The sequence below is a fragment of the Corynebacterium sp. UMB0012 genome (assembly GCF_030216265.1).
GTDB lineage: Bacteria > Actinomycetota > Actinomycetes > Mycobacteriales > Mycobacteriaceae > Corynebacterium.
The window spans coordinates 13,013-36,731 of the sequence record NZ_JASOKQ010000013.1 but is presented as its reverse complement, the minus strand read 5'-3'; the positions used below and the strand labels follow the sequence as shown (position 1 = coordinate 36,731).

The window sequence follows — 23,719 nt, the reverse complement described above, 5'->3', positions numbered from 1 at the left end:
ACTCTCATTTTCGCCATCCTGGCCGTTTTCTGCCTCGCCGGTTGCGCTCAGCCCAGGCCCGAGCGGCCGCTGCCTACCTCGGTGGGTGCTACCCCGCTTGCCGACGCCCCCTCCTGGCAGCCCCCTCCCCGCCCACTCGCCCCGCGCGACCTTCCTCGGGAGGACGCCCCGGTTCCCTCGCCGCCGACCGAGCGGCCTTCGCCATCGACCGCGGCGCTGGCGCCTGAGTCTGGTTCGCACCCCGGCCCGACTGCCGCGCCTCAGCAGCGGCCCGCACCAGCGCCCGCACCGGCACCCCGCCCGCAACCTGCGGCGCCGGCCCCACGCCCACCTGCGCGGGACAAAAGCGGCCTGCCGAACCTCAATATTCCGCCGCACGAGGTGCGCGGGCGCATCGAGGACGCGGTGCCTGATGTGCCGGCAGTGCCCGCTATGCCCGCGCCCGCCCCACCACCTGCGCCGCCGCTGCCGCCTGCGCCGCGGATTCCGGGCCTCTAACTCACCGCTTTCAACCCCACGATGCCGCCGATGATCATGGCGAGGAATAGCACCTTCCACACGGTGGCGGCCTCGTGGCCGGCGGCGAAGGAATAGATAACTGCCACCGACGCGCCAACGCCCGCCCACACCGCATAGGCCGTGCCCACCGGGATGCTGCGCATCGCCCACGCCAGCCCGCCCATGGAAATCGCGCAGGCCACAAGGAAAATAAGCGAGGGCCACAGGCGCGTAAAACCTGCGGACTTATCCAGCGCCGCCGCCCACACGGCCTCGAATGCTCCGGAGAAAATCAAGATGAACCACGCCATACCTGCTTCCTGGCCGTCTTGTCGCGTTGCCGGGTACGGCTCCCTCGTCCGGGGCTCGCGCAAGCCGCGGCGAACCTGCACCCAATGATGGCACACTAGGAAACCATGAAGATTGCATTTCTTGGAACTGGCCGCATGGGAACCGAACTAGCCCGCCGCCTGCTCAACGAGCAAGACGGCATCGAATTGACCGTCTGGAACCGCACCGCCGAGCGCGCCCAACCGCTGGTGGAGGAAGGCGCCGAGCTTGCCGCCTCGCCCACCGAGGCCGTGGCGAACGCCGAGGTCATTATTACCTCTCTCTTCGGGCCCGACGATGTCCGCGAGGTCGTCGTCGAGCCGCAGCTCATCCCCGCCGGCGTGACGTGGATTGACACCACCACCGTCTCGCCCAACGATGCCCGCGAGTTCGCCGCCGCCGTGGAAACCTACGTCCACGCCCCGGTCGTCGGCACGCTCGGCCCGGCCCGCGAAGGCAAGCTCGGCGTCTATGTGGGCACGCCTGACGACGCCCGCCGCGAGCAAGCCATGTCCCTCGCCGAATCCTGGGCGGGCGAAGACAAGCTCATCGGAGTGGAGGCGGCGGCCACGGCGGCCATCGGAAAGCTGCTGGCAAACCTCGCGCTCGCCGTCACCGCCGAGGGCCTGCTCGAAGCCCTGCAACTCGGCGAGTCCGAGGGCCTAGACTCCGAGGTGGTGCTGCAGATGCTCGATATCACCGGCCTGTCCTTCATCGCCAATATGAAGGCGCCGTTTATCACCGGCGAGCGCAATACCGACCCGGGCGATTTCACCGTCGACGCCCTGGCCAAGGACGCCAAGCTCATGGAGATGACCTCCACCAAGCCACTGCCCGCCCTGACCGCCGCCATCGGCCGCTTCGAGGAAATGCAGGCCATGGGCCACGGCGATCAGGACTTCTCCTCCATCTTCGTCTTCCGCAATAAGGGCTAGTTATCCACAGGCCCGCCGGGCGTGCGGGCCGAAATTCGCCCTGTGGGCCCTAGTTATCCACAGGTTCGCGCGCTCGCCCTCGCACAGGTTGCACGCCGTGGCTTAGGCTGCGGGGCATGACAGCTCTTCAGACTTATCTCGCGGCCCTGGCGCCCGGCATCGACATCGTTGCCGGGTGCGCCGGTATGTCTGAAGACCAGCTGCGCGCTGCCGGTGCGCCCAATAAAACGGCCCGCACTTTGCTCACGCTTGCCGACGCCCTCTTTGCCCCCACCTCCTTTGCCCGCCTGCAGCGCCAGGCGGTTACCGCCGCGCGCGACCGCGCCCACCCGCTACCCACGCTGGAGGTTATCGAGCGCTACGCTTCCCGCGCTAAGACCAAGCGCGATGCCTGGCGCCTGCGCGTGGAGCTGTGCCGCACCGCCGCCGATACCGATGAAATGGAAAAGCTGGCGCGCAAGAAGCTGCGCGAGCTCAATCCCCCAGCCCCGCCGCGCCCCGGCGTGCGCATCCGCCGCCGCAAGGACGCACCGTGGACCCTCGCGATTACCGGGCCCTCTTCGCTCATCGCGGACTTAGAATCCAGTCTGGATGAGGATGCTCCCCTCGACTCCGTAGCGGAGCTCTTCTCCCCTTCCGGCGCCTCACCGGCTGCCCGCCCGACCATTACGACCAACGCGATCATCACGCTCGACGAGCTTGACCGCATCATCGATGGCGACGGCGAAGAAGTCACCATCCAGCTCACCAACGGTGCCCGCCTCACTGGCGCGGAACTCGTCTCGCGCACGCTGGCAGAGCGCGGGCTTATCACCCTCGTTCACCCCTTCGAGGGCGCGGTCAACCTCTATCGCACGGAGCGCATGGCCAGCGAAAAGCAGCGGCTCATGGCCGCCGCGGAAAATCCGGTATGCCCGTGGTCCGAATGCAACTATCCGGCGGATAAATGCCAGGTACACCACTTGCAGGCGTGGCGACACGGCGGCGATACCAATATGGCAAACCTCGCGACCTGTTGCCCGTACCACAACGGCGTCAACGACGATGACCCGAATGCCCCACCGTTGCGCGGGCGCCTCATTCGGCGCCGAGGCCGCGTGGTCTGGCAGCCGCCCTGGGCTCACACCGCGACATCATCGCCCCAGTAGCCCCGCAACCACCAGGCAGCAGGATGCCCTGCTGCCGCATTGGCATGCCCGCAGCTAGCGAGCTCCGCAATTAGCGAGCGATGCGGGCCGCAGCAGCGCGGGCGTCCGCGATAACGTTGGGTACACCGACCCCGCCGGCCCAAGCTCCGGTGGCATCGATGCCCGGCGTCGCCGCGAGGGCACCGCGCGCACCAGCCACGGTTTCCAGGTGGCCGGCATCAAAGCGCGGCAGGCCGCCGAACCAGCGCTGGGTGAAAATCTCGGCAACGCCCGCGGCGCGGCCGTCGAAGCCGGTAAGCCGCTGGAGGTCGTCGAGAGCGTAGTCGACGAGGTCATCTTCCTCGGCGCGGACGATGGCGTCATCGCCAAATCGGCCGAAAGAGGCGCGCACCAAAGCACCACCGCGCTCGGCCAAGTGCGGCCACTTGCGCGAGGACAGAGTGAATGCCTTGGCGTGCACGTCGTCTTGGTCAGTGGCCACGAGGATGCCAGAGTTCTGCGGCAATGCGTTGCCGGCCGGGTCCGTGTCAGACTCGAATTTCAGGCCCACGACTGCCGACGCCGCTAGCTTCACGCTCTTCAACCGCTCCGCAGCCCGCGGGGACACCTTGGGCAGCAGGCGCGCTGCGGTCGGGGCCGGGGTGGCCACCAGCACGCGGTCAAAGGGGGCGGTATCGCCGGGTGCGCCGGCCAAGCGGAATTTCTCGCCCTCGCGAGTGATGCCCGAGATGAAGGTATCGAGGTAGATCTTGGCACGGGATTTATCGGCCAGCGCCTCGTAGAGTTCTGCGTAGCCGCCGCGGAAGGTCTGAAAGACGGGTCCGCCGCTGCTCGGCTTGGCCGCGCGGGCTTCTTCCAGCGAGCGGACCGCGGCCGAGAGGGTGACTGGGCCGCGCTCGGAGAGCGCGTCGAGGGTCTCGGCCAGCGCTGGGATGGTCGCGCGTAACCCCAGGTCATCGGCCGAGCAAGAGTACACGCCGCCGAGGAGGGCGGAGATAACGTGGTCGACGAGGTCGTCGCCAAGCTGCTGGCGCACCAGGCGGCCCACGGAGACGTCGCTCCCAGCCGTCCACTCGAAAGGCTCCTCGTTATCGATGCGACGCGCAGTCTCGGCCGAGACCAAGTGTGCGACCGGCTCCGAGTGCGAAGGAATGCCCATCATCCCGCCGCGCGGCAGCGGCTTAAGCTCGCCGGAGTACACCAGCGAGTGCAGACCGGAGGGCTCAACCAGGCTGTCGCCCAGGCCGAGGGATTCAATGAACTCCACGGCGTCGCGGCGGCGGGCGAGGAAGGCCTCGGCGCCCATGTCGGTGGGGCCGTCATTAAACGGCACGGAGTACAGCTTGCCGCCGATACGGCCGGCGGCCTCGAAAACCTCAACGTCGTGGTCGCGCAGCTCGTAAGCGGCCGTCAAGCCCGCCAGGCCGGCGCCAATAATCGCAATACGCATTTAGCCCTCCTCGTGGATGATGGATACGGCGCGGGTGATGGCCTCCGCGTCGGTAGTTGGCAAGACCCCGTGGCCGAGGTTCCAGATATGGCCGTCAATATCGCCGCGCTCGCGGGCCCGGTCGACCTCGCCGCGGATGGTGCGCACGGCCTGGCGCACGGCGGCATCGCCGGCAAAAAGCATGGCCGGGTCGAGGTTGCCCTGCAGCACGCGGGCGCCGACGCGCTCGGCCGCGGCGTCCATGGGCACGCGATAATCGACGCCCATAACTTCCGACCCCGCCTCCGACATGGCCGGCAATAGCTCGCCGGTGCCGACGCCGAAGTGGATGCGCGGGATATCCACGCCCGCCAGGATTTCCCGGGAGTACGGCAGCACGAACTCGCGGTAGTCGCGCTCGTTGAGGTAGCCGGCCCAGGAATCAAAGAGCTGCATGGCGTCAATGCCGGCGTCGACCTGCACCTGCAGGAAACGGGTGATGGTCGGCACCAGGCGGCGCATGAGCATGTGCCAGGTCTCCGGCTCTGCGTGCATGAGCGCCTTGGTGCGCTCGTGGTTCTTGGATGGCCCGCCCTCAATGAGGTAGCTGGCCAGCGTGAACGGCGCGCCAACGAAGCCGATGAGCGCTTGGGTTTCGGTGAGCTCGGCTAGGATGCGGGCGATGCCCTCGGTGACCTCGGGGACGTCGGTTTCCAGCAGCGGCAGCTTGCCGACGTCCTCCCTACTCCGCACCGCCTGCTCCATCACCGGCCCGCGCCCCGGCACGATATCGACCTTGACGCCCGCGGCCTTGAGCGGGACAACAATATCGGAGAACAAGATGGCGGCGTCGACGTCGTGGCGGCGCACCGGCTGCAGGGTAATTTCTGCCAGCAGTTCCGGCATGAAGCAAGAATCAAGCATGCTGATCCCCTCGCGGGCGGCGCGGTACTCCGGCAGCGAGCGGCCGGCCTGGCGCATGAACCAGACTGGGGGTCGGGAGGGGGTGCGGCCGAGGGCGGCGTCGATAAGCGGGGCACGATTGAGTCGAGACATGCCCCAATTATGAATCAAAAGTTGGAGTGAGGGCTAATTAGCCACGCAAGCTGCGGTCCTTGATAAAGCGGTTGGACTGCGGCTGGAAAAGCAGCGCGAGGGCGACGATCAAGGTGATGGGGATAATCAGCAGCCCGAGCCCGCCGATGCCGAGTGCAAGAGCGGCGATATTGGTAAAAAGCGCGAATGCAATGACCACGGTGATGATGCGGCGCGCCCACTTGGACCCGCCGGCCAGCTGCGCCGCGAAGAGCGCAAGCAGGATGGCGCCGACGGCGTTGGTCACCGCGACAAATAGGCGATTGGAATGGAGGTACTCCGCGACCTGCGCATTCTGTGGCTCCACCTGTGGCCCTCCCGAGCCGAAGATGCCCACCATGCCGCTCACCAGCATGATCACGGCGCTGACGACGAGCACCCAATAGGCCCAGCGCAGCTGTCGCGGCCACGCATCGAGGTTCTCCTTGGCGGAGGTGTTTCGGGCCGCCCGGTTATAGTCCCGGGGCCCGGGCCGCTCGGTATTATTCATCGCTTGTTCTCCCGGTCAGTGCGGCTAGCACGGTCGGCACGGTTGGTGCGGTCGGGGCGTTCGCGCTTGCCGCCGTCATGCTTGCCGCGCTGGTCATCCTTGGAGCGCTTGCGCTCTTCTTCGGCGCGCTTCTTCTCGCGCTGCGCTTGCTCGAGTTCCTTTTCCAGCTCGCGCATCTGCTCGAGTTCGCCGGTGTAGTCCAAGGTCTCGGCCCGCACGGAGAAAATCAGGCCGAGCACCGCCGCGACGCCGACGAGGATCTGCACCATGCCATCGGCGGCAAAGAGCCAATCGGGCACGTCCGCGCCGGCCGGGGTGACCATGAAGGTCAGCAGGATACGGAATCCGAAGTAGATCGAAAAAGCGAACCACACGCGGCGCGAGGTGCCGGCCCGCTTGCTGCGGTTAGCAAGGGACCGCAACAGGAAGGCCAACAGCACGATAATCGCAAGCGAAATGGCCGCCGAAAGGGCGACGGAGCCATAGGCGGCGGTGCGGAGGAAGGTGTCGGAAAGCTGGGCTTCATCCACGCCGGCCGGTGCGGATTTGGCCATGTCCTTGGCCTGCGACATGAGTACGTCGTGGTTGAGCAGCGTGAGCACCACGTTGAGAACCTGGTGCACGGCCTCGCCGCATAGCGCGCCCAGCCACAGCCACAGCATGTACGTCACGGACTCCGGCCGCTGCTGCTGCCGCGGCGGGCGTTGCGTGTGTGGCGGGCGCGGGGCAGGGGCGGGCGACGGGGGCGTAGCAGTCACAGGGGTCCTTTACTTGAGCAGGCGGGCGGCTTCGGTAGCGAAGTAGGTCAGAATCTGGCCGGCGCCGGCGCGTTTGAATGCGGTCAGTGACTCGAGCATGATGGCTTCGCCGTCGATCCACCCGTTGGCGGCCGCGGCCTTGACCATCGCGTACTCGCCGGAGACCTGGTAGACCGCGACCGGCACGGGAGAAGTCTCCGCCACGGCCGAGAGCACGTCCAGGTAGGGCAGGCCGGGCTTGACCATAACGAAGTCCGCGCCCTCTTCGATGTCGAGCTCGGCTTCGAGCAGGGACTCGCGGAAGTTGCGCGGATCCTGCTGATAGGTGCGGCGGTCGCCTTCCAGGGAGGAACCGACGGCATCGCGGAAAGGGCCGAAGAAGGCGGAGGCGTACTTGGCGGAATAGGCCATGATGGCCACGTCCTCGTGGCCGGCCTCGTCGAGATCGGCGCGGATGGCGGCAACCTGGCCGTCCATCATGCCCGACGGGGAGACGATCTGCGCGCCGGCGCGGGCTTGGGAGCGGGCCATGTCTTGGTAGAGCTTGACGGATTCGTCGTTAAGCACGCGGCCTTTGTCATCTAATACGCCGCAGTGGCCGTGGGAGGTGAACTCGTCGAGGCAGGTATCGGCCATAACGATGAGGTCATCGCCGAATTCCTCGTGCAGGCAGGAAATACCGCGGTTCAAAATGCCCTGGGGGTCCCAGGCGACGGAGCCGGTCTCATCCTTGTCCTCATCGAGCGGCACGCCGAAAAGGTCGATGCACGGCACGCCGGCCTCCAGCGCCTCCTCGGCCGCGCGGCGCAGGGAATCGAAAGTGTGCTGGTAGACGCCCGGCATGGAGGGAATCTCGCGCGGGGCGTCGAGACCGTCCACGATGAACATGGGCAAAATCAGGTCCGAGGGGCGGACCTCGGTTTCGGCCACGAGGTTGCGCATCGCGGGGGTGGTGCGCAGGCGGCGTGGGCGGCGGGCTGGGAAGGTGCTCATTGGGTACTCCTTAGAGCGAGACTAAAACTTATGCCTTGTCGACCTTAGTAGCCTTCTTGCGCGAGCGGCGTTTCTTGCGCGGCGCGGGCAGGTTTCCGGCGGCGCGGAGGGCGGCGACGTGGTCTGCGAGGGCGTCGACAAGCGCGGGCACGTCCGCAACTTCGGGCACCACATCGACGCGCAGGCCCATTTCTTCCGCGGCCGCTCTTGCCGACGGCCCGATACACGCAATGATCGTCCGCTGGTGCGGTTTGCCCGCAATGCCCACCAGATTGCGCACAGTGGACCCGGAGGTGAACGCGACGGCGTCGAAGCCGCCGGTCTTGATCATGTCGCGGATTTCGGCCGAGGGTGGGGCGGCGCGGACGGTGCGGTAGGCCACGACGTCGTCGACCTCCCAGTCGAGGGCCTTGAGCCCGTCAACCAGGGTGTCGGCCGCGATATCGGCGCGCGGGAGCAGGACGCGGCCGACGGCGTCGATATCTTCCACAAAGTTGGGGAAGACATCGAGCAGGCCCTCGGCGTTCTGCTTCTTCTTGTGTGGCAAGAGCTCCGGGACCATGCCTTTGGCGCGGATGGCGGCCGCGGTTTTGGTGCCCACGGCCGCAAGGTGGACGCCGGCGAAATCGCGGGCGTCGAGACCGAGTTGGGCGATCTTCTCCCATACCGCGGTCACGGCGTTGACGGAGGTGAAGACGATCCACTTATAGCGGCCCTCGACGATGCCCTTGATGGCGCGGTCCATCTGCGCCGGGTTGCGCGGCGGCTCGATGGAGATGGTGGGCACGTTTTGCGGGATGGCGCCGTAGCCGGCTAGGCGCGCGGACATCGGGCCGGCTTGTTCCTTGGTGCGCGGGACGAGCACGCGCCAACCATAGAGCGGGCGGTTTTCCCACCAGGAGTACTTGGTGCGGTCGTCGATGCTGCGGCCGAGAGTAACGACGAGCGGGCCGGTGAGGTCCGCGTCGAGCTTGCCCATGGTGCCCAGCGTGGTCTCATAGGTGCGCTGCAGGCGGGTGGTGCCGTGGACAGTGACAAATGCCTCGGTCTCGGCCGGCATGCCGCGCTGCTGCAGCTCATCGGAGATGACCGGCAGGTCTTCCTTGGTGGCCTGCAGGACGATGGGCTGGGTGGCGTTGGCCAGCGCGTCCCAATCGGCGCCGTCGGTAACGTCGGCCTCGGTATAGGTCGAGCCGAGCGCAATGCCGGCGAAGGACGGCACGGTAGACGGCAGAGACATGCCCGGCACCACCTGGAATTCCAGGCCGGCGGACGCCACGGCGTTGATCTCGGCCTTGATGGACTCGCGGTGCAGCGGGTTGCCGGTGACCAGGCGGATGACATCCTCGCCATCCGCCTCGACCAAACACTCGCGCAGCTGGCCGACGATATCTTCGGCCGGCTCGTACAACACCGCGGCCGTTGGCGGCGCGGGGCGGGGCGGTTTGCGGCGCGCGCCCTTGGCTTTGGCATCGGCGCACATTTGGGCGTATTCGGCCTCGGCGGCGTCGAGAAGCTCTTGCGGAACGGGCAGCGCGGCGGCGACGGCATCGCGCACGCCCTGCATGACCTGCGGATCGGTCACGGCGATGGCACTATTTGCCAGAACCTCGCGGGCGCGGACGGTCAGCAGGTCGGGATTACCTGGACCAGCGCCCACAAAGACGATCTTGCCCAATTGGGTGTCTGGCGCGGCATTGCTCATAAAGTTCTTTTCTAAAATCGGGCGCGCGGCACCGCGCACGGACATGATCGCATGCGGTGTGGTTCCCCGCGCCGGCGGTGGGTGACACGGTCTTAACGGCCAAAATCCCAGGCCTTGCGTCCTGGGATGCCCTTAAAGGGGGCCGGATCATTGCGGGACAATGATCTGTGGTATCTACACCTTAAATTATTAGCGCCTAAAGGCGAAATTACTTGCCCAGCAGCTCGGCCGCGCCACCGGCGAAAAGCTCGTCCGAGATGCGCGCGCCGAGTTCGGCGGCTTCGGCCGCGGAGCCGGAGGCTGTGGCGGTGAGCTGGCGGGATCCGTCGAGCGCGAAGACGCCGCCGCGCACGGTGAGCTGGTCGCCGTCCCAGCGCGAGGTGGCGGCCACCGGCGCGGTGCAGCCGGCCTCGAGGCGGGCCAGCACGGCGCGCTCACCAGCAGCGGCGGCCGAGGCGCGGTCGTCGACAATGGCGTCCAGGGCCGCGGCAGCCTCGGTGCCGGCCACGGCCTCGATGGCGAGGGCGCCCTGGGCCGGTGCCGGCATAAAGACGGAGGGTTCGAAGATTTCGGTGGCGCGGTCCGCGTAGCCGCCACGCAGCAGGCCGGCGTAGGCCAGCAGGACGGCGTCGAGCTCGCCGTCGGTGACCTTGGACATGCGAGTATCGATGTTGCCGCGCAGCGGGCGAATTTCCAGGTCCGGGCGGAGGGCGGCCAGCTGGGAGATGCGGCGCGGGGCGGAGGTGCCCACGCGCGCGCCCTGCGGCAGCTGCGCCAGGCTCAGACCATCGCGGGCGACGAGCGCCTCGCGGGAATCCTGGCGCTGCGGCACCACGAGGCGGAAGCGTTCATCGGGGGCGGTGGGCAGGTCCTTAAACGAGTGCACGGCAATATCGCATTCGCCGGCATACAGCGCCTCGCGCAGCGCCTGGGTAAATACGCCGACGCCGATGCGCTCGACCGGCGCCATGTTGACGTCGCCGGCGGTGGTGACGATGTGAAGTTGGGAGTCAAAGCCGGCGTCGATAAGCCAATCGCGCACATGGCCCGCCTGGGTGGTGGCGAGCTTGGAGCCGCGGGTACCAATCTGAAACATTTAGGCCTCCTTTGCCATGGTGGGCAGTTCATTGACGGCCACGGACACACCGGAGCCTTCCAGCTGCAGGCCAAAGAGCTCCTGCAGGGCGTTTTCGCTGCTGACACTGCTTTCCGACGCCGCCAGCTTCTTCGCCCTAACCGTCGGTTCATGCAGCAGTTTATCGGCCACGCGCTTGAGCGCGCGCTGCACGTCCTCAAGCTGCTTGCCCGCGAGCTCGGGGTGCTTGTGTTGCAGGCGCGCGGCCTCGCACTCGACGAGATCGGCCGCGCGGCGGTGCAGGGCGCTTACGGCCGGAGCGACGTCGCGCACGCGCTGGGCCGAGGTATAGGCCGCCAGTTCCTCATCGACGATGTGGCGCGCCTGCACGTGCGGGCTGGTCCCGGCCGCGACATCGGTATCGGCGGCCGAAAGCGACTTGCTCAGGCGCTCGATATTGACCAAATCCACGCCCTCGGCCGCGGCGGCGGCATCTTCGATATCGCGCGGCAGGGAGAGATCGATGAGCATGAGATCGCGGCCGGCGGGGAGGTCGGCGGCTTCGATGGTGAAGTTATCGGCGCCGGTGGCGGAAATGGCAAGGTCGACGTCGGAAAGCGCGGCGGCGCGCTCGGAAAAGTCTACGACGCGGGTGGCAACGCCGGCTTCTTCGGCGTGGCTGGCCAGGCGCTCGGCGCGCTCGCGGGTGCGGTTGGCCAACACCAGCTCTTTGACACCCAGCCGGCCGGCGTGGGTGGCGGCGAGGGATGCCATGGCACCCGCGCCAAGGACCAGCGCGGTCTTGCCGGTCAGGTCTTCGGCGTCGAGGCGCTGCAGGGCCTGGTCGAAGGCGAAGGACACCATGGAGGCGCCGGCCTCGTCGATATCGGTCTCGGAGTGGACGCGCTTGCCGGCCCGCAGCGCGGCCTGCGCCAGCGCGTGGATGCGCGGGCCGACCGTGCCCTGCTCCGAGGCGGACTGGTAGGCGCTGCGCACCTGGCCGATGATCTGCTGCTCGCCCGCCACCATGGAATCCAGGCCGGAGGTCACGGACATCAGGTGCTCGGCCGCGGCGTCGGCATAGCGCACGTAGAGGTAGTTGCGCAGCTCCTGCTCACCCACGCCGGAAACCTGGGTGAGCACGCGCACGACTTCTTGCACGCCGGCGTGGAAGGAGTTGGTGACGGTGTAGACCTCCATGCGGTTGCAGGTGGAGATAATCATGGCCTCTGAAAGCGGCTCAGCCGCCACGAGTTGCCCGCAGGCGGAATCCTGGACCGCACTATCCATGCTCAGCTTCTCCAGCAGCGCCACCGGCGCCGACTGGTGGGACATGCCCACGACGAGCACGCTCATGCACAACACTCCTCAACCCTTTGATTGATTTTAATCCTCCAAAAGACTACCCGTCGGTGTCGCGGATCCCGAATCAACCGGCCAGCTCGGCCGCTAACTCCTCGTTGTCTACTTCCCAGCAGGCAAACTCTTCGCCGTCGATGACCACAACGGGCACGCGGTCACCGAACTCCATGGCCAGCTCCGCGTCCTCATCCACGTTACGCACAGCAAGCTCCGCGCCTGCCCGCTTGATGACGGGGGTGATTTGCTCCCTCACGCGCGCGCAAGAACCGCAGGTGGTGCGTACCATAAGCTCGACGAGATGCTGGGACATATTCTCCTCACAAGGACGGCGGCGGTCGAAACCATTACTATGGACACGTTAGTCCACCCCGCGTTTGCGAAAGCTGTTTGTCTCACTCGTGTCCGCTACCACTCCCCCAGGGTTCCCCGAATCCCCCCGCGACTTCTTGGCCAATTGGACCGCCTCGCGCGGTAACCTGCGTAATTTCTTGGAGACCCAAGCGCTCGCCCCGCTGGACGAGGAATCGCAGCGCACCGCCGGTGAAGCCGCGGCCGCCGCGGCGCTGGAGGAATTCGGGCTGGAGTTGGAGGATTTCGCCTCCGGCGTGGACTCGGTCACCGGCTCCTATGATGCGGCTGGCGCCCAGCGCATCACCGCCCAAGACCCAGACGTACCGGTGGATGTGGGCGCGGCAGCGTTTTTCGACGTCGACAACACCCTCATCCAAGGCTCTTCCCTCGTGGAATTCGCCTTTGGCTTGGCGCGCAGGCGCTACTTCCGGCTTTCTGAAATCCTGCCGATTGCGTGGAAGCAGCTCAAGTTCCGCGTCTCCGGCAGCGAAAATGCCAAGGACGTGGCCGTCGGCCGCGCGCAGGCGCTGGAGTTTGTCAAAGGCCGCAGCGTCGACGAGCTGGTGGAGCTATGCGAGGAGATTGTAGACGCCTCGCTGGCCCGCCGCGCCTACCCCGGCACCACACAGCTGGCGGAGATGCACCTAGCCGCCGGCCAGCAGGTGTGGCTGGTCACCGCCACACCGGTCCAGCTGGCGCAGGTGCTCGCCCGGCGCTTCGGGTTTACGGGCGCGCTCGGCACCGTCGCGGAGGTCAAGGACGGCAAGTTCACCGGCCGGCTAGTCGGCGATATCCTCCACGGGCCCGGCAAAAAGCACGCCGTGGCCGCGCTCGCGACCATCGAAGGCCTCGACCTCTCGCGCTGCACTGCGTATTCGGATTCCGCCAACGACGTGCCCATGTTGTCCATGGTCGGCACCGCCGTGGCCATTAACCCAGACCGCAAGCTGCGCGATATCGCTGGCGACCGCGGCTGGCTCGTGCGCGACTATCGCTCCGTGCGCCGCGCCATCCGCACCTATGGCCTCCCGGCGCTGGCCACCGCCGCCTTTTCCTATGGCGGCTGGCGCTACTACCGGCGGTAGCGAGGGCGGTAGGGGACGCTGGGGGACGTCGGCAAGCATGCAAAAACCCTCCGCACAATGGCGGAGGGCAAGAAGCGGGCTGGGGTTTACTTGCCCAGCTTACGGCGCTGCACGCGGGTGCGGCGCAGCATCTTGCGGTGCTTCTTCTTGGACATGCGCTTGCGGCGCTTCTTAATGACGGAACCCATGGAGTCCTCACTTTCGTGTAGTACGTACTGTCAAACTTGTCAGCGCTAAAACGGCGAAGGTGCACTCTTGCCGCCGTGGCCACACGGACCGCGGGCCACATCAGCGAGCCGACACGAATGCACACCATCTTACCCAGCACCCAGCCCGTGACCAAAAAGGGCCCGCGACAACAACAGTGAGAAACAACAGCGCCCACCACCGCTGGCCACGAGGGCCAACAGAGGTGGGCGCTGTCTGTGCGGCGCGAGCCTAGGCTCCGTAGACGGAAGCCTCCAGGTACTCGTTGACGGCAGACTCGTGAACGCGGAAGGAGCGTCCGACGCGAACAGCCGGCATTTCGCCTGCGTGAACCAAACGGTAGACGGTCATCTTGGAGACGCGCATAATCTCGGCGACCTCCGCGATCGTCAGAAAGGTTCCCTTTTCTTCATTTGCCATATATATCTAACCCTTCAGCTCGTTACGCGCTGTAGGCTTCCCCTCCCACAGGACTTCACGCACGTGCTTGCCCTAGCCTATCGTGAAACATGTGACTAATGCGACCCAAGTGCCAAATTTTTTCACAGCATTCATTAGGGTTTCCCCTAAAAGCGCTGCTTAACACCCGCCCCAACACTCCCGGGTGGGTACACCCCCACCACGGGGAGGTCGCACACGGCGGCGCTAGCCGAGCTCCTTGGCCTTATCGGAGCAGGCCTCTGCCGCGCGGTAGAACGCGCCGCGCAAGCCGGACTCCTCCAGCTCGCGGACGGCGGCGGCGGTGGTGCCGCCCGGCGAGGTTACGCCAGCGCGCAGCTGGGTGGCCGAGCGGCCGGAGCTAGCCAGCATCTCACCAGAGCCGGCTGCGGCCTGGGCGGCAAGCTTCTCGGCGACGTCGCGGGGAAGGCCGAGCTGTACGCCGGCGTCGACAAGCGCTTCTGCTACAAGGAAGAAGTAGGCCGGGGAGGAACCTGCCAGTGCGGTGGCGGCGTCGATATTCTTCTCCGGGATGACCGCTACCTCGCCGACGGCTTCCAGCAGCTCACGCACGCCATCCATCTGGGCCTCGCTCACGTGCTCACCGGCCGCGCAGGTGCACATGCCGCGGCGCACCAACATGGGGGTATTGGGCATAACGCGCACCACCGGCACGCCTTCGCCCGCCGCACCCTGCAGCTGCTCTAGCGTCAGGCCCGCGGCCATAGACACAACCACGGCATCCTTGGCCGGCTCAAGGCCTTCGAGCAGGTCCAGGATGGCGTAGGGCTTCACGCACGCGAAGATATAGTCCGCGCCGTCCACCGCCGCTGCATTATCGCTGGTGGTGGTGACGCCATAGGTATCCTGAAGTTCCTTGCTGCGGGATTCGGTGCGGTTGGTGACCGTGATATCAGAGCCTGCAAAGCCCGATGCTACGAGTCCCGAGGTCAAAGCCTCACCGATTTGTCCGCCGCCTAAAATTGCAATCTTTGTCATAGTCTCCACCATGCCAAAAATGCGGAACCCCGGCTACCACGTGGGGTAACCGGGGCGTCGACAAGCGGGGGCTTAGAGCATCACCAACAGCAGCGGGCCGAAGGTCAGGATAAGGCCGGTAAAGCCGGCCAGGAACATGGAGAATCCATCGCGCGCGGTGCGCAGGGCGTGCGTCACGCCCACCATAATTGCGGTGACGCACAACGCGAGGATGGCGACGACCAGGCGCGGGAAGCTATCCCACAGAATCTCAAAGCCCTTGAAGATGACAATCGCCAGCAGAATGCCCGCGACAATCATCAGCAGGATGGACACTGGGTTGAGCTTCTCGTGCTCTTCCTCGATCCACTCTTCGTCGTCCTCGACCTTGGGAAGGTTGCCGGTTTCCTCTGCACTCTTAGCGACGCCCGCCTTCTTCGACGCCGGCACCGCCGCCGCAGCGGCCGCTCCAGCGCCAGCTGCCGCAGCTCCCGCTCCGGCCGCCTTTGCACCCTTGTCGGCCTTCGGCTTTTCGGCAACGGGCTTCGCTGCGGTGGCCTTGTCCGCGCCGGACTTGTCTACGGTCGGCTTCTCTGCTGCGGCCTTCGCCGCGGCAGGCTTGGCGTCGTCCGCCTTCGCCTTATCCACGCGCTGGATTACCGCGGTGTCATCCGCAGAAGGCTGCTTCTTCTTCGCCGCCTCCTGTACCGCGCCGGCAGCGGCAGGCTTCTTTGCGGTGGACTGTGCAGCCGACGGGGCGGACGCAGCAGGCTTTGCGGCAGCCTTGGCTGCAGGCTTGTCGGTGGACTTCTTTGCGGAGTCGGCATCGGTCGCGTCGGCGGCCTTGGGGGCCCGGATGACGGGAGCGTCCTCGTCGATGGAGACGGAGGTGTGCTTGGCCTCGGCAGGCGAAGCCTCGACCTTCTTGAGGTTGCCGGTTAGCTCGGCAACGGAAATGCCGCCTTCATCGAGGCTGCGGCGGTGGCGGCGCGAACGCTTGTCGTCCTTGCCGCCCTTTTCGCCGCGGGCCTTTTTATCGCGAGCCAGCAGCTCTGCCACGGTCAACTTCTTCTTGTCAGCCATGATCTCTTCCTATTCCAATCCCTTGTCGGTCCGGCGCAAAATGACGCCCTCACGCAGCGCCCACGGGCAGATTTCCAGCTTCTCAATGTCCAAGGCTCGCATGGATGCCTCGGCCACTAGAGCGCCGGCAACGATTTGGTGCGATCGGTTAGAACTTACACCTTCTAGGTCCGCTCTGTCTGCCGCAGTCATGCGAGAGATGAAGGAAATCAACTGGCGCAGACCCGGTGCAGTCAACGTGCGCTTGACGTATGGGCCGGCAGACGACGGGGCGGACCCCGTCAGGCGCGCCAGCGTGCGGAAGGTTTTGGAGGTACCCACGGCGAGGCCAGCGGGGCCCATGGCCTTCATCTGCTGGGCAACGTCTTCGAGCTCCGCATCGATATAATCGCGCAGCGCACTTACCTTCTTTTTCTCCGGTGGGTCGGTGTCGAACCAGTTATGGGTCAAGCGGCCAGCGCCCAAGTCGAGGGAGAAGGCGAGGTCGGGGTGCTCGTCGGTACCGGTGGACAGCTCTAGCGAGCCGCCGCCGATGTCTAGGTTGGTGATACGCCCGGCGGACCAGCCGTACCAGCGGCGTGCGGAGAGGAAGGTCAGCTGGGCTTCTTCCACGCCAGAGAGAATCTGCAGGCGTACGCCGGTCTGCTTTTCCACCTCATCGAGCACGGCCTCCGAATTATGCGCGGAGCGCACCGCCGAGGTAGCAAAGGCGATAAATTCAGCGCAGCCCAACTTTTCGCCCAGCTCGCTCGCCTCTGCCACGGCGCTGACCAGCTTCTTTACACCCTTTTCATGGATGTTGCCCTTCTTGTCCAGCTGTTCTACCAGCCGGAGCGGGGTCTTCCAATCGCTCATCGGAGTGGGCCGCCCGCCCGTCGCGGCATCGACCGCAACGAGGTGGACGGTATTGCTTCCGACGTCTAATACACCTAATCGCACACTAATAGCGTAGTAGGTCTACCGTGGTTAGGTGTGAATCGCCCAAAATCTGACACGGTATACCTAGGTTTTCCCGCGAGCTCGCCCGCGGCGGCGTCGATAAGAGCGGGCCGCGAAGAGGCCCCCGATTTCCCGCGGGAGTGGTTTGAATTTACCAACCCGAACGACCCACACCACGTCTTTTCCATCGACCTGACATGGGTGGAATCGCACTACAGCTGCCAATTTGGAACGTCGGCATGCCGGGGCATCGATAAGAGCCAGCCCGAGGTGGGCTGCTGCGTGCATGGCGCCTATATGACCGATGAGGAAGACCGCGACCAGCTTTACGACGCCGTCTCGCGCATGCCCGCCAAGTATTGGCAGCTGCGCCCAGCGGGGGTAGATGAGTTCCTCGCGCAGGACGCTACGGACGAGTTGGAGCCATGGCTGGAATGGGACGAGCTCGACGGCGAGGACGGCGAACCGGAACCAGCGCTGAAGACCCCTATTGTGGATGGTGCGTGCATTTTTGCCAACCGCGCCGGCTGGACAACGGGTACGGGCTGCGCACTGCACCAGTGGGCTGTCGATGCCGGGGAGGAACTCACGGTGGTAAAACCCGAGGTGTGCTGGCAGTTGCCGCTGCGCCGATACGAGGATTATGAAGAGCGCCCAGATGGTCAGGAGATTTTGCGCACCCAGATCGGCGAGTATGACCGCCGCGGTTGGGGTAATGGCGGCGAAGACTTTGATTGGTATTGCTCGGCTGATGCGGCCTGCCACGCCAACCCGCTGCCGATGTGGCAATCGCACGAAGACGAGCTGGTAGCGCTCATGGGCCGAGAGTCCTATGAGATTCTGGCCGCGCACTGCAAGGCACGCGCCGCGGCGTCCGAGCACGGCGTCCAGCTCACACAGCATCCGGCCAGCGTGAAGGCCGGGAGCCTACAGGCAGAAAACCAGCGGGCGGAGAGCTAGAGCTCGAATTTATAGCCCAGACCGCGCACCGTAACCAGGTGCTTCGGACGGGAGGGCTGCTCCTCGATTTTGGAGCGCAGGCGCTTGACATGGACATCGAGCGTCTTGGTGTCGCCAACATAATCGGCGCCCCAGATGCGATCAATAAGCTGGCCGCGGGTTAGTACGCGGCCGGCGTTGCGCAGCAGGTACTCCAAGAGGTCGAATTCCTTGAGCGGCATGGATACCGGCTCGTCCGCAACGGTAACGGTGTGGCGTTCCACGTCCATCTTGACGCGGCCGCCCTCGAGGATCTGATCGGCTACTTCTTCCTCTGCCTCGGTATCGGCTCCGGCGCCGGAATCGTGGCCGCGGCGCAGCACCGCGCGGATACGCGCGATGAGCTCGCGGGAGGAATAAGGCTTGGTCACGTAGTCATCGGCACCGAGCTCGAGGCCGACGACCTTGTCGATCTCGGAATCGCGCGCGGTCACCATGATGACCGGCACGGAAGAGGTAGTGCGCAGCTGCTTGCATACCTCGGTGCCAGACATGCCGGGCAGCATGAGGTCTAGAAGGACGATATCGATGTCGTTAGCGGCAAACTTTTCCAGCGCGGTGGGGCCGTCGTGCGCGATGATCGGCTCGAAGCCCTCCTTGCGGAGGAGGAATGCCAGCGGATCTGCCAGCGACTCTTCATCTTCAACGATGAGGATGGTGGTCATTGTGCTTTATCCTTTCGACGTGCTGCAACGCGTGCTACTGCACGCGGGAGCCCAGGCGCCGCCGCAGTGACGGCATCCTGATTCTCATTATCCTTCATGCCAGCATCCTGCGCTGGCTTTTCTTCCCTGTAGATAGGCAACTCAATGGTGAATGTAGAACCCGTACCGGGCCGGGACCACAGTTTGATGTTGCCGCCATGGTTGGCCACCACGTGTTTAACAATTGCTAATCCTAGGCCAGTGCCTCCGGTCTGCCGCGACCGGGCTTGGTCTACGCGGAAGAAGCGCTCGAAGACGCGCTTTTGATCATCCGGTGCGATACCGATGCCGCGGTCCGTGACGCGGATGAGCACAACCCCGCCGTCCACCACTTTCTGGGAGACCGATACCGGCATCTTCTCCGGCGAATAGTTAATCGCGTTGGAGATGAGGTTAGATAGTGCGGTAACCAGCAGGGACCTATCTCCTTTAACCTGCACGCCGACGGAGGCGCCCCGGTTGAGCTCGATGGAACGGGCCTCCGCAGCCAGTTGGTTGCGCGAGAGCGCTTCCTCGATGAGGTCATCGACGGCCAACGGTTCCATCTCCGGCAGCGCCTCGGCGCCTTGCAGCTTGGACAAGGAAATAAGCTCGCTGACCATATCGGCCATGCGGTTGGCTTCCTTGTAGACCTTGTTGCCAAAGTACTCCACGGTTTCCTGGTCACCGGGATCTTGGAGCAGGGCCTCGGCCAGCAAGGCAATGCCGCCGACGGGGGTCTTGAGTTCGTGGGAGACGTTTGCCACGAAGTCGCGGCGGGCGGATTCCATGCGGACGTTTTCGCTCTCATCGGTGCCGTAGATGATGACAAAGCGGCCGTCATTAAGCGTGAGCGGCTTAATGACCGCCTTGAACTGGGTGACGCGGTGGCCCGTGCGGCGCTTGGGAATGGCCAAGTCGACGGTGCGGGTCTCCTTGTCCTCGAAGACCTCCTGCGCGGTCTGCCACACGTCCGGGTTCACGGCGCGATCATGCACCAGGGACATCTCGTGGGCTGCCGGATTGGACATGACGATTTCTTGACTGCGATCCAGCACCGCCAGGGCCGTCGGCGAGCCCTGCACGGCCAAGTGCAGCACCTGGCTGACCGTCGTGACCTGGTTGGCCTCGGCATCGGTGGCTTGGCGGTAGCGCGCAATGCGCCCGCGCAGCCAAGAAATCACCGGCAGCGCCAACCCGCAGGCCACCACGCCGGCGGCAAAGGAAAGAATCAATTCCACGTGTCTACCCTATCCACCACAAAGTCCCCAGGGAATACTCCCCGGGGACTGTGGCGCAGTTTCTTACTTACCGCCCTGCGCAGCAACGGCGGCGGCACCGGCAGCGGCGGCTTCCGGATCCAGGTAGGTGCCACCTGGGTTTACTACGGAGCCATCCTCGGTGATCTCATACACCAGCGGGATGCCGGTCGGAATATTCAGGCCGGCAATATCATCATCGGAGATATTGTCCAGGTGCTTGACCAATGCGCGCAGGGAGTTGCCGTGTGCGGCGATGAGCACGGTCTCGCCCTTCTTGGCGCGTGGGAGGATTTCCTCCTCGAAGTACGGAACGAAGCGGGCGACGACGTCCTTCAAGCACTCGGTCTGCGGGACCTTATCCAGGTCCGCGTAGCGCGGGTCATCGACCTGGGAGTACTCGGAGTCATCGGCCAGCTCCGGCGGGCGCGTGTCATAGGAGCGGCGCCATGCCATGAACTTTTCCTCACCGTATTCTTCCTTGGTCTCGGCCTTGTTCAGCCCTTGGAGGGCGCCGTAGTGGCGCTCGTTGAGGCGCCAGTCGCGCACCACTGGAATCCAGTGGCGGTCGGCGGCGTTGAGTGCGATGTTTGCGGTGCGGATAGCACGGCGTAGAAGAGAGGTATAGAGGACATCGGGCAGAACGCCTTCCTGCGCGAGCAGCTCACCGCCGCGCTTGGCTTCCGCCTCGCCCTTTTCGGTCAGATCTACATCGACCCAGCCAGTGAACTGGTTGGACTCGTTCCACTTGGATTGGCCATGGCGAAGAAGAATCAGCTTTCCGTTAGTCATGCCTCCAGCATGCCACGAAATTATTACCGGCGTCAGGGTTTAATCCCCAATCGCCCGCCGTTGATGGCAATCCGGGACCTCGATGCGGCTGGCCTCGTCATAAATTTCAGCGAGCGCGGCGGCGGAGCTGGCCCAGCTAAAACGCGCAGCGTGGGCGACGGCGGCTTCGCCCATGGCGATGCGCATGGGGTCGTCGTCAAGCAGGCGGGCTAGAGCATCGGCCCAGTCGGACGGGTCGTGCGAGTGCACCAGCAGGCCGGTCTCCCCTTCGGCCACGGCGATGGGCAGCCCGCCAACGGCCGCGGCTACCACCGGCGTGCCCGAGGCCTGGGCCTCCAGCGACACCAGGCCGAAGGACTCGTTATAGCTAGGCACCGCCACAATATCGGCCGCGCGGTAGACCCCCACCAGCTCCTCTGGCGGGCGGGCGCCCAAAAAACGCACGCGCTTATCGACGCCCAACTCACGAGCCAATTCCCTATAGGCCTCCGGCGCCGTATTAGCCCCCGATGGTCCGCCACAAATGACCACGCGCAGGTTGCGGGTCGGTTCGCGGCGGAAGAGCTCGGCCGTGGCACGAATGAGGACCTCTGGGCCCTTGAATTTTTGCAGGCGCCCCACAAAGGCCACCACCTTGGTGTGCAGTGGAATGCCCAGCTCGCGGCGGGAGCGCTCGGTATTGCGGTCCGTGCCTGGGGTAAATAGCTCGACGTCGGCGCCGGGCGAGACCACGCGAATGATGTCGCACTCGGCGTCGTAGTGCTCGGCTAAGTCGCGGGCTTCTTGCTCGGTATTGACCACGAGCAGGTCCGCATTATCTACCAGCTGCTGCTCGCAGATGCGGCGAGCCTCGGACTCCAAGGTGTCATCCGCGGTCCGGGAGGCGTTCTTCACCGCGGCAAGGGTATGGGCCGTGTGGATGAGCGGTATGCCCCAGAGATCCCGTAGCAGCCAGCCCACCTGTCCGGAGAGCCAGTAGTGCGAGTGAATAAGGTCATATTTTTTGCCCTGCCATTTGGCAAATTGCACCATGCCGCCCGCGAAAGCGGCCAACTGGGTCGGCAGATCCTCTTTATCTAGGCCCTCGTACGGCCCGGCGACGATATTAATGACGCGCAGGTGGGGTTCAACCTCAATGATTTCGCCCTGGCTAGGCCGGGTGGCGCGAGTGTAGACGTCCACCTCTATTCCCCGGCGAGCCAGTTGGCGCGCACTATTGAGGACGTAGACGTTCATGCCGCCGGCATCCCCCGAGCCGGGCTGTTCAATCGGCGAGGTATGCATAGAGATCATGGCGATGCGCATGGCGCTCAATTCTACCGGCGCTATACTGGCCCCTGCCAGAAACCTACGCCACCGAAAGGTAAAGTTTTGTCCGCATACGAATCACAGGCTTGGCTCCAGTACTACCCGGAATGGACACCGCACCACCTCGAGTATGGCGAGACCACGCTGCTGGACATTTACGACAATAATCTTGAGGTCAACGGCGATAAGCCGGCCACCTACTTCTTCGGGCGCACCCAAACGTATGCGGAGCTGGACCGGCAGGTTCGCGCTGCCGCCGCTGGCTTGAAGGCCTTCGGTGTGCGCCCCGGTGACCGCGTCGCCATCGTGGCACCAAACTCGCCGCAGTACATCGCGGCGTTCTACGCCATCTTGAAGCTGGGCGCCCAGGTGGTGCTGCACAACCCGCTCTACACCGCCCACGAGCTGGAGGGGCTCTTCCAGGACCACGGCGCGCGCATCGCCATTGCCTGGGATAAGGCAGCCCCGACCTTGGAGAAGCTGCGCGCGACCACCAATCTGGAAACGGTCGTGTCCATCAACATGATCAACGCCATGCCCACCCTGCAGCGCGCCGCCCTGCGCCTGCCCATCCCGCCGCTGAAGTCCAAGCGCGAGCAGCTCTCGTCCCCGGCGCCAAATACCGTGCCGTGGGAGACCTTGGTGGGCAACGCCATCGGCGGCGATGGTAGCGATATCACCACGCCGGAGGACGTGGATAAGGACACCATCGCGCTCATCATGTACACCTCCGGCACCACCGGAAACCCCAAGGGCGCCATGCTCTCACACGGCAACCTGTTTTCTAACCTGATGCAGGGCAAGGCGTGGGTTCCTGGCCTGGGCGATAAGCCGGAGCGCATGCTCGCCGCCCTCCCCTTCTTCCACGCTTATGGCCTGACCATGAACGTCACCTTGGCGCAGTTCATCGGCGGCGAGCTAGTCATCCTGCCCAAGCCAGATATGTCGCTCATCATGCAGTTGATGAAGAAGCACACCCCGACCTGGGTTCCGGGCGTGCCGACGCTCTATGAGCGCATCGTGAAGGCCGCCGAGGATCAGGAAATCCCCATCAAGGGTGTGCGCGCAGCATTCTCCGGCGCATCTACCCTGCCTTCGGACACGGTTAACAAGTGGGAGAACTACACCGGCGGCCTCTTGGTAGAGGGCTATGGCCTCACGGAGTGCTCGCCGATTATTGTGGGCAACCCCATGAGCACCGACCGCCGCCCAGGCTACGTGGGCATTCCGTTCCCGGATACCCAGGTGCGCATTGCCAACCCGGATAACCTGGACGAGACCCAGCCGGACGGCGTCGAAGGCGAGGTGCTGGCCCGCGGTCCGCAGATCTTCAAGGGCTACCTCAACAATGAAGAGGCCACCGAGGCCGCTTTCCACGGCGAGTGGTTCCGCACCGGCGATATGGGCGTCATGGAAGAAGACGGCTTCATCCGCCTGGTCAGCCGCATCAAGGAGATCATCATTACCGGCGGCTTCAACGTCTACCCCGGCGAGGTGGAAGAAATCCTGCGCGAGCACCCGAGCATTGATGACGTCGCCGTGGTCGGCCGCCCGCGCGAAGACGGCTCCGAGGACGTCGTGGCCTGCCTCGACCTCGCCGATGGCGCCGCCCTGGACCCGGAGGGACTCAAGGACTACTGCCGCGAGCGCCTGACCCGCTACAAGGTCCCGCGCACCTTCTACCACTTTGAGGAGCTGGCCAAGGACCAGATGGGCAAGATCCGCCGCCGCGAGGTCCAGGCAGACCTCATCCGCCGCCTCGAGGCCGAACAGAACTAA

The 23,719-nt window shown here is 65.1% G+C and carries 24 protein-coding genes and 1 riboswitch; of the genes, 5 read left to right on the top strand and 19 right to left on the bottom strand.

What is annotated here, in order from left to right:
* Nucleotides 1-494: 494 nt before the first annotated feature.
* Nucleotides 495-809, bottom strand: coding sequence for a multidrug efflux SMR transporter (locus QP324_RS07645; RefSeq protein ID WP_005327239.1), 315 nt, complete (start codon nt 807-809; stop codon nt 495-497).
* Between the two features lie 8 nt (nt 810-817).
* Nucleotides 818-888: riboswitch (guanidine-III (ykkC-III) riboswitch) on the bottom strand.
* A 26-nt stretch (nt 889-914) separates the two neighbouring features.
* Here QP324_RS07645 and QP324_RS07640 point away from each other — a divergent pair.
* Nucleotides 915-1,763: an NAD(P)-dependent oxidoreductase gene (locus QP324_RS07640; RefSeq protein ID WP_005327238.1), complete on the top strand. Its 849-nt coding sequence runs from the start codon at nt 915-917 to the stop codon at nt 1,761-1,763.
* Nucleotides 1,764-1,879: 116 nt separating this feature from the next.
* Entirely contained in the window at nt 1,880-2,911 is a 1,032-nt protein-coding gene (locus tag QP324_RS07635) for an HNH endonuclease signature motif containing protein (RefSeq protein WP_284815403.1), read from the top strand.
* Between the two features lie 70 nt (nt 2,912-2,981).
* Here QP324_RS07635 and QP324_RS07630 read toward each other — a convergent pair whose 3' ends face one another.
* The 9 genes from QP324_RS07630 to QP324_RS07590 all read right to left on the bottom strand — a co-directional run bounded on the left by QP324_RS07630 (nt 2,982) and on the right by QP324_RS07590 (nt 12,128).
* Nucleotides 2,982-4,361 carry a protoporphyrinogen oxidase gene (locus tag QP324_RS07630; protein ID WP_284815401.1) on the bottom strand — a complete coding sequence of 460 codons (1,380 nt, stop codon included), beginning with the start codon at nt 4,359-4,361 and terminating at the stop codon, nt 2,982-2,984.
* Nucleotides 4,362-5,396 (bottom strand): uroporphyrinogen decarboxylase, encoded by a 1,035-nt coding sequence (gene hemE, locus QP324_RS07625; protein WP_284815399.1) that lies wholly within the window; start codon nt 5,394-5,396, stop codon nt 4,362-4,364. It lies immediately after the preceding gene.
* A 37-nt stretch (nt 5,397-5,433) separates the two neighbouring features.
* Nucleotides 5,434-5,925: a tellurium resistance protein TerC gene (locus QP324_RS07620; protein WP_284815397.1), complete on the bottom strand. Its 492-nt coding sequence runs from the start codon at nt 5,923-5,925 to the stop codon at nt 5,434-5,436.
* Nucleotides 5,922-6,683 carry a hypothetical protein gene (locus QP324_RS07615; protein ID WP_239278539.1) on the bottom strand — a complete coding sequence of 254 codons (762 nt, stop codon included), beginning with the start codon at nt 6,681-6,683 and terminating at the stop codon, nt 5,922-5,924. The genes QP324_RS07620 and QP324_RS07615 overlap by 4 nt, the downstream gene beginning before the upstream one ends.
* A gap of 9 nt (nt 6,684-6,692) precedes the next feature.
* On the bottom strand, nt 6,693-7,676 hold the full coding sequence (gene hemB, locus QP324_RS07610; protein WP_239278538.1) for a porphobilinogen synthase: 984 nt from the start codon (nt 7,674-7,676) through the stop codon (nt 6,693-6,695).
* Between the two features lie 28 nt (nt 7,677-7,704).
* Nucleotides 7,705-9,381, bottom strand: a complete 1,677-nt coding sequence (locus QP324_RS07605) for a uroporphyrinogen-III synthase (RefSeq protein ID WP_284815395.1) — start codon at nt 9,379-9,381, stop codon at nt 7,705-7,707.
* 208 nt (nt 9,382-9,589) lie between these two features.
* Complete coding sequence (gene hemC / locus QP324_RS07600; protein WP_284815393.1) at nt 9,590-10,477, bottom strand: hydroxymethylbilane synthase; 888 nt, start codon at nt 10,475-10,477, stop codon at nt 9,590-9,592.
* A complete protein-coding gene (locus tag QP324_RS07595) occupies nt 10,478-11,812 on the bottom strand; it encodes a glutamyl-tRNA reductase (RefSeq protein WP_284815392.1) in 1,335 nt (444 codons plus the stop codon).
* 73 nt (nt 11,813-11,885) lie between these two features.
* On the bottom strand, nt 11,886-12,128 hold the full coding sequence (locus QP324_RS07590; protein ID WP_049377845.1) for a glutaredoxin family protein: 243 nt from the start codon (nt 12,126-12,128) through the stop codon (nt 11,886-11,888).
* Between the two features lie 88 nt (nt 12,129-12,216).
* Here QP324_RS07590 and QP324_RS07585 point away from each other — a divergent pair, with 88 nt between their 5' ends.
* Nucleotides 12,217-13,254, top strand: a complete 1,038-nt coding sequence (locus QP324_RS07585) for an HAD family phosphatase (protein ID WP_239274429.1) — start codon at nt 12,217-12,219, stop codon at nt 13,252-13,254.
* An 86-nt stretch (nt 13,255-13,340) separates the two neighbouring features.
* Here QP324_RS07585 and QP324_RS07580 read toward each other — a convergent pair whose 3' ends face one another.
* From QP324_RS07580 to QP324_RS07560, 5 genes are all read right to left on the bottom strand, one after another.
* On the bottom strand, nt 13,341-13,442 hold the full coding sequence (locus tag QP324_RS07580) for an AURKAIP1/COX24 domain-containing protein (RefSeq protein WP_003855542.1): 102 nt from the start codon (nt 13,440-13,442) through the stop codon (nt 13,341-13,343).
* 250 nt (nt 13,443-13,692) lie between these two features.
* Nucleotides 13,693-13,881, bottom strand: a complete 189-nt coding sequence (locus QP324_RS07575) for a helix-turn-helix domain-containing protein (RefSeq protein ID WP_005276651.1) — start codon at nt 13,879-13,881, stop codon at nt 13,693-13,695.
* A gap of 225 nt (nt 13,882-14,106) precedes the next feature.
* Entirely contained in the window at nt 14,107-14,898 is a 792-nt protein-coding gene (proC, locus tag QP324_RS07570) for a pyrroline-5-carboxylate reductase (RefSeq protein ID WP_239278536.1), read from the bottom strand.
* 72 nt (nt 14,899-14,970) lie between these two features.
* Nucleotides 14,971-15,960: a tripartite tricarboxylate transporter TctB family protein gene (locus tag QP324_RS07565; RefSeq protein WP_239278534.1), complete on the bottom strand. Its 990-nt coding sequence runs from the start codon at nt 15,958-15,960 to the stop codon at nt 14,971-14,973.
* 9 nt (nt 15,961-15,969) lie between these two features.
* Nucleotides 15,970-16,899 carry a Ppx/GppA phosphatase family protein gene (locus QP324_RS07560; RefSeq protein WP_239278533.1) on the bottom strand — a complete coding sequence of 310 codons (930 nt, stop codon included), beginning with the start codon at nt 16,897-16,899 and terminating at the stop codon, nt 15,970-15,972.
* Between the two features lie 33 nt (nt 16,900-16,932).
* Between QP324_RS07560 and QP324_RS07555 the strand changes: the two genes are divergently transcribed.
* Nucleotides 16,933-17,859, top strand: a complete 927-nt coding sequence (locus tag QP324_RS07555; protein ID WP_284815388.1) for a hypothetical protein — start codon at nt 16,933-16,935, stop codon at nt 17,857-17,859.
* Here the strand turns inward: QP324_RS07555 and QP324_RS07550 are convergent.
* The 4 genes from QP324_RS07550 to mshA all read right to left on the bottom strand — a co-directional run bounded on the left by QP324_RS07550 (nt 17,856) and on the right by mshA (nt 21,937).
* Entirely contained in the window at nt 17,856-18,563 is a 708-nt protein-coding gene (locus QP324_RS07550; protein WP_284815386.1) for a response regulator transcription factor, read from the bottom strand. The genes QP324_RS07555 and QP324_RS07550 overlap by 4 nt on opposite strands.
* Entirely contained in the window at nt 18,560-19,822 is a 1,263-nt protein-coding gene (locus tag QP324_RS07545; RefSeq protein WP_284815384.1) for a cell wall metabolism sensor histidine kinase WalK, read from the bottom strand. Before QP324_RS07545 ends, QP324_RS07550 begins: the two co-directional genes overlap by 4 nt.
* A 63-nt stretch (nt 19,823-19,885) precedes the next feature.
* A complete protein-coding gene (locus QP324_RS07540; RefSeq protein ID WP_284766085.1) occupies nt 19,886-20,632 on the bottom strand; it encodes a phosphoglyceromutase in 747 nt (248 codons plus the stop codon).
* A gap of 39 nt (nt 20,633-20,671) precedes the next feature.
* The gene (gene mshA, locus QP324_RS07535; RefSeq protein ID WP_284815382.1) at nt 20,672-21,937 is read right to left on the bottom strand and encodes a D-inositol-3-phosphate glycosyltransferase; all 1,266 of its coding nucleotides are present in this window, start codon (nt 21,935-21,937) and stop codon (nt 20,672-20,674) included.
* Between the two features lie 66 nt (nt 21,938-22,003).
* Here mshA and QP324_RS07530 point away from each other — a divergent pair, with 66 nt between their 5' ends.
* Complete coding sequence (locus QP324_RS07530) at nt 22,004-23,719, top strand: long-chain-fatty-acid--CoA ligase (protein ID WP_284815380.1); 1,716 nt, start codon at nt 22,004-22,006, stop codon at nt 23,717-23,719.